This window comes from Streptomyces sp. ADMS (genome assembly GCF_033441795.1).
Taxonomy (GTDB): Bacteria; Actinomycetota; Actinomycetes; order Streptomycetales; family Streptomycetaceae; genus Streptomyces.
Map to the genome: position 1 here is coordinate 1 of NZ_JAVFVX010000211.1, position 5,808 is coordinate 5,808.

At 70.1% G+C, this 5,808-nt stretch carries 6 protein-coding genes and 1 pseudogene; 1 reads left to right on the forward strand and 6 read right to left on the reverse strand.

Translation table 11 applies throughout. The features are described from left to right. Nucleotides 1-327 precede the first annotated feature (327 nt). Nucleotides 328-1,986: pseudogene (locus tag RB628_RS39085) on the forward strand (FAD-binding and (Fe-S)-binding domain-containing protein); the annotation flags it as partial. Between the two features lie 316 nt (nucleotides 1,987-2,302). Here RB628_RS39085 and RB628_RS39090 read toward each other — a convergent pair. From RB628_RS39090 to RB628_RS39120, 6 genes are all read right to left on the reverse strand, one after another. After that, nucleotides 2,303-3,022, reverse strand: coding sequence for a cation transporter (locus RB628_RS39090; protein ID WP_318325407.1), 720 nt, complete (start codon nucleotides 3,020-3,022; stop codon nucleotides 2,303-2,305). Between the two features lie 2 nt (nucleotides 3,023-3,024). Beyond that, nucleotides 3,025-3,360 (reverse strand): metalloregulator ArsR/SmtB family transcription factor, encoded by a 336-nt coding sequence (locus tag RB628_RS39095; protein WP_318325408.1) that lies wholly within the window; start codon nucleotides 3,358-3,360, stop codon nucleotides 3,025-3,027. 336 nt (nucleotides 3,361-3,696) lie between these two features. Next, nucleotides 3,697-4,332, reverse strand: coding sequence for a class I SAM-dependent methyltransferase (locus RB628_RS42830; RefSeq protein ID WP_412180797.1), 636 nt, complete (start codon nucleotides 4,330-4,332; stop codon nucleotides 3,697-3,699). Between the two features lie 96 nt (nucleotides 4,333-4,428). Continuing rightward, the gene (locus tag RB628_RS39110; protein ID WP_318325409.1) at nucleotides 4,429-4,743 is read right to left on the reverse strand and encodes a metalloregulator ArsR/SmtB family transcription factor; all 315 of its coding nucleotides are present in this window, start codon (nucleotides 4,741-4,743) and stop codon (nucleotides 4,429-4,431) included. A 70-nt stretch (nucleotides 4,744-4,813) separates the two neighbouring features. Further along, the gene (locus RB628_RS39115; protein ID WP_318325410.1) at nucleotides 4,814-5,116 is read right to left on the reverse strand and encodes a hypothetical protein; all 303 of its coding nucleotides are present in this window, start codon (nucleotides 5,114-5,116) and stop codon (nucleotides 4,814-4,816) included. Nucleotides 5,117-5,497: 381 nt separating this feature from the next. Further along, a partial coding sequence (locus RB628_RS39120) for a hypothetical protein (RefSeq protein WP_318325411.1) occupies nucleotides 5,498-5,808 on the reverse strand: 311 nt, incomplete at its 5' end.

The window sequence follows — 5,808 nt, forward strand, 5'->3', positions numbered from 1 at the left end:
CAGCACCGCCTCCGACGTCAACCCCCGAAGGACTTACGGCGCGAACCACTTAGCGGCGCGGGCACGCACCTGGCGCTTGAAGTTCCTACGGGCTGTCATCGCGGCCTTCCACGCCTTGAGCGACGGTTCCCCAGCAACCTCGCCCGAGGCGATCGGGCTGCGACAACGGCCTGAGACGCTGGTCCCTTTGCCTCCGATGGGAGACCGCGCTGGGGGCGGTCGCGAGAGGTTCGGCGTAGGCCACGCAGTCGGTCATGATGCCGTCGGTCGCGAGTTCCGTCAACATCCTTCAACACGTCCAGCGCACCGTCGAAGTGCCGGCGGCCCAAGGCGCAGGGCCGGATGACCGGCGGGCGGGTCGTGGAGAGCGCGGCCGAACGGCGCTCCCTGTGGCGGGTCCGTGAGGACGGAGCCGGCCTGGCCGCCCGCCTCGTCGATGGCGGGGAGTCCTGGCCCGGCTGGGAGGACTCGGCGGTCGCGCCCGAAAACCTCGCCGGCTACCTGCGGGACTTCCGCGAGCTGCTCGCCTCCCACGAACTCACCGGTGTGATGTACGGGCACTTCGGCGCGGGGTGCGTCCACGTGTGCATCGACTTCGACCTCGCCACGGACGAGGGCCGCACCGCTGCCCGTCGCTTTCTGTACGAGGCCGCCGCCCTGGTCGTCGCGCACGGCGGGACTCTTTCCGGTGAGCATGGCGACGGGCGGGCGCGCGGTGAGCTGCTGGAGGTCATGTACAGCCACCGGATGATCCGGGCCTTCGCCGCCTTCAAGGAGGTCTTCGACCCCGAGGGGCTGCTGAACCCGGGTGTCATCTTGGCTCCGGCCCCGCTCGACGCCGATCTCGCGCTGCACCAGATCCAGCCCCTGGCGACTGAGTTCACCTTCCCGCACGACGAGGACGGCTTCGCCGGCGCGGCCCGCCGCTGTGTCGGCGTCGGCCGCTGTCGCAGCGACGCGGGCGGTGTGATGTGCCCCAGCTACCGGGCCACGGGGGAGGAGAACGACTCCACCCGGGGCCGGGCCCGCCTCCTCCAGGAGATGGTGCGCGGCGAGACCGTCCAGGACGGCTGGCGCTCGACCGAGGTCCGCGACGCCCTCGACCTGTGCCTGTCCTGCAAAGCGTGCTCCAGCGACTGCCCGGTCGGCGTCGACATGGCCACCTACAAGGCGGAGTTCCTGCACCAGCACTACAAGGGCAGGCTCAGACCCCGCTTCCACTACTCGCTCGGGTGGCTGCCGCTGACCTCAGCCTTTGTCGGCTACGCCGCCCGACCCCTCAATGCCGTGCTGCGCGGACCGCTCGGCAAGCTGCTCGCCCGCCTCGGTGGCGTGACCACACAGCGCAGGATCCCGGCCTTCACCTCCCGGCACGCCCTGCGCAGGGTCCTGCGCAACACGAAGACCGGCGAGTCGCCGAAAGCCCTGCTCTTCGTCGACAGCTTCACCCGCGCCTTCCGGCCCGAGGTGGCGGGAGCCGCAAGCCGTGTCCTCGCCGACGCGGGAATCCCCTGCACGGCGGAGGACGGCCTGTGCTGCGGTCTGACCTGGGTCAGCACCGGCCAACTGTCCGTGGCCCGCAGGATCATGGCCCGTACGGTCGCTCACCTCGACAACGGCGACGAGCGGCCCATCATCGTGGCCGAACCGAGCTGCGCCGCCGCGCTCAAGCGCGACGTGCCCGAGCTCCTCGGGACGGACGCCGCCCGTCAGGTCGCGGACCGCGTCCACACCTTCACGGCCGCCCTGAACGACCTGGCCGCCCCGAACTGGAACCGACCGGAGTTGCCGGACAACGTCGTCCTGCAGACCCACTGCCACGAGTACGCCACCTTCAAGGGCAGCCGCCCAGCCGACCTGCTGCGCCGACTGGGTGTGGGCAGGGTTGACGAGGCCGAGGGCTGCTGCGGACTCGCCGGGAACTTCGGCTTCGAGGAGCAGCACTACGGCACCTCGATGGCCGTCGCCGACCTGGCCCTCAAACCCACGCCACGCCGGGCCGGTCGTACGGCACGGTCGGCGCGTTCGGTCACGTCTGCGCCGCAGTCACCGAGTCCGAGTCCGGGGCCGGGCCGCCGCCCCGCTCGCTGCTCTGAACTCCACCACGTCGCTGACCTGGGGAGTTGAGGCACCAAAGTGCAATTGACCGGTGATGCCGGGGCGCGCCAACTCTTTTGGCCGGAAGGGCAGTCCGACGGCTTGCGACTCCCGGGTGTCGAAGGGCGGGACCCAGGGACTCTGGGTCCCGCCCTTCGGGTTCAGGGCCGGTGTGACGCCGGGGCCGCTTCGCGTTGGTGGGCGGTCAGTTGCAACAGTCGCAGCCGGGACGGCATCCGCAGGCGTCCGTCTCCTGAGGTCTGGCGGGGACCGCGGCGGCCGGGGGCGCGCAGCAGCCCTTGCCCTGCCAGGCGTCGCGGCCTTCCTTGACGGCGATGGCGGCGATGACCAGGGCGGCGATGGGGTCGGCCCAGGACCAGCCGAGGGTGGCGTTGAGGACCAGGCCGAGAAGGAGCACGGCGGACAGGTATGTGCACAGGAGCGTCTGCTTGGAGTCGGCGACCGCGGAGGCGGAGCCGAGTTCGCGGCCCGCGCGGCGCTGGGCGGCGGACAGGAACGGCATCACCGCGAGGGAGAGGGCGGCGATGACGATTCCGGGGATGGAGCGCTCGGCGTCGCCGGTGCCGGTCAGGGCGCGGACGGCGTCGAAGGTGACGTACGCCGCGAGGGCGAAGAAGGAGACGGCGATGATGCGCAGGGTGCGCTGCTCGCGCGCCTCACGTGCGGCGTGGTCGCGGGCGGAGAACTGCCAGGCGACCGCGGCGGCGGAGGCGACTTCGATGATCGAGTCGAGGCCGAAGCCGATCAGGGCGGTGGAGGAGGCGAGGGTGCCGGCGGTGAGGGCGACGATCGCCTCGATGACGTTGTAGGTGATCGTGGCCGCGACCAGCAGGCGTATCCGGCGGGTGAGCGCGTCGCGGCGGGCCGAGGAGGGACCGAGGGATATCGATATCTCGGCGGTCATGGTCAGCAGCAGCCCTTCTCGTCGGCGTCGACACAGGTGCGGTCGGTCTCGACGGCCACCATGGCGGTGCGCAGGTCGTCCAGCGCGTGGCCGAGACGTTCGTCAGCCAACTCGTAGCGGGTACGGCGGCCGTCGGGAACGGTGACGACCAGGCCGCAGTCGCGCAGGCACGCCAGGTGGTTCGACAGCCGGGTGCGGGAGATGCCGAGCGCGTCGGCGAGGTCGGACGGGTAGGCCGGAGCGTCGCGCAGCGCGAGCAGGATGCGGCAGCGGATCGGATCGGCGAGTGCGCGGCCGAACCGGGCCAGCACCTCGATGTCGGAGGCAACAGTCAGCACACCACTACAGTACATGGATGCCTGAATTCAGGAATCCGTGGATTGTTCTGCTGGTCCAGGCCTTCCCTGAACTCAACCGTCCCTTCGCCAACTCGAAGGAGACAGGCAGTGAGCTCCGGGCGGCACGTTTCACCCTCGGTGTTGTTGCGCTACCGAGGTCGTTTCCCTGTCGCGCTGCCGCTGTGGGCTCAGGTGTCCTGCGGGGTGGTGGCCGGCTTCGATATCGGGGTGGTCGCGGCGATCATGGGCGTGGCCGGGGGCGAGCTGCTGATCCCGGCGATCGTGCTGCTGTTCCCGGTGGACATCAAGAGGGCGGGTAGCCTCTCGCTGCTGGTGTCACTGCCGACCATGCTGGTGGTCTTTGCCCGCTGCAGCCGTGACGGCAGCTTCGCGGTGCTGGGCGCCAATCGGCGCTTGACCCTGGCCAGCTGGGAGCCGGGGAAGCGGTCGGCGAGCAGGTCGATGACGGCCCGGACGCCGGGATCCGGTAGGTAGGGAAGGACGGCTTCGGTGGCGAAAAGGTATGGGCCGCCGGAGTGCGCGGTGACGGTGTCCGCCCATGCCTGGTCCGTCACCGACGCGGCGATCATCGTGCGGTGTGGGGTGTCGGTGCAGAAGGTGCGGCAGCTCGATCACGTCGGGCAGGTCGAGGTCGAACCGGCGGGCCCGGCCGTTGTCGGTGCGTTCGTGGCGGGTGTTGAGGCCGGTGCCGATCTCCACCATGGTTCCGGTGGGATGTTCGGCGAGGAAGGCTGCCGCCCAGCGGTCGAACAGGGTGGTGCGCAGGACCGTGCCGAGCAGCATCGGCAGGCCGTCGAAGCGGGCGAAGTCGTAGTCGATCGCCGCGACGAGTTCCTCGGCGACGGGGTCGCGCAGGACCGCCTCGCTCTTGCGGTTCTCCACCGCCCGGCCGTACAGCGGGATCAGCAGGGTTTCCTGGACCGTGCCCAGGCGTACGTCGCGCTCGGTCATGACCGCCTCCGCAGTCTTCCGCGGGTGCGACGACGCTATATGAAAATGGGATCCATTAACAGGAGTCCGGCGCCGTCCTGCTGTGACGGCGCCGGACTACTCCTGTGCGTGCCGGATGGCGTCCAGCACGATATGGGCGATGTGTTCGTCGGTGAGGTGGTACCGGATCTCGCGGGCCTGGCGGCGGGTCTTCACGATGCGGGAGTTGCGCAGGACCCGCAGATGCTGCGAGACCAGCGGCTGGCTCACCCCGAGAGCGGCGACCAGTTCGTGGACGTACTTTCCGCCCTCGGACAGCTCGCGCACGATGCCGAGACGGACGGGCGAGGCCAGTGCCTTCAGCAGGTCGCTGGCGGCCTCCAGGGCGCGTAGCGGCTCATCCGCCGGGGCTGCCGCGGGAGGCGGTGTCATCGTCACATGCATACATTAGCAAGTGACAATGATTTCCGGTCCGGCTCGAGTCGCCGGACTCGGATCCGGGTCAGTGGTCGTCCCAGTGGCCGTCGTGCGCGGCGTGACGGTGGCCGTCGTGCACGTAGTCCACATGGTCCTCGTGCGGCACGGCCACATGACCGCAGCCCTCGACGTGCTGGTGGTCGTGACCCTCGTGCGTGGTGTGGCCGGCGCTCGCGCACTCGTCGACGTGGCCCTCGTGGGTCGTGTGGATGTGGCCGTCGTGTGCGTAGTCGGTGTGGTCGCCGTGCGGGATGGCGACGTGGCCACAGCCCTCGCCGTGGCTGTGCGTGTGGTTGTCGTGCGTGCGGTGCTCGGTGGCGGTGGCCATGTGCTGCTCCTCGTGCTGCTCTCCGGGCGCCTGCGGCTCGTGCTCCGCAGGCCGTGCGTGGCCACATTAGCATATGGCAATTCACGCATGTGTGGCTCGAAGTCCACCTGCTGGGGGCGCGGTTCGCTTCCGTGGGTCGGGTCGACCGCCGGTCGGATCGTCAGCCGGGGTCCCGCACGCCGAGCCGCAGGTGTTCGACGTGGCGGACCGTTTGGTGAGGTGCTGTGCCACGTGGTCTTCGTAAAAGCGGTAGACGGTACGGCGGTCGTCGCGCCGTCCGGTGGCCAGGCCCAGGGTGCGCAGCAGCCGCAGATTTGTGGGTGACCTTGGACTGCTCCATCCCCACTCGGCATGCAGGGCGCTGCCGGGCTCCTGGTGGTCCTAGCGGGCCGGTTGGACTTGGTCGGGGGCGAGCAGGGCGTGCCGCAGGTCGTCCTCGGTGATTTGGTCGGCGGGCTGGTGCAGGGTCCAGCGGCGGGCCGCGCCGTCCATGGGGAGGGCGGCGACGGTGGTCTCCACCGGTGGGCAGCCGGGATCGGTGCAGGTGAGTTGGCGGATCACGACGGCGGCGGTGTCGTCGTCGAGACCGAGCAGGGTGCGCATGGTCTCCTTCAGCTCGCGCAGCTGCGGGCTTTGCTGGCGCTGATCAACCGCACGGTCGTCGCCGAGGGCGGCCCCGAACTCCTCGCCGA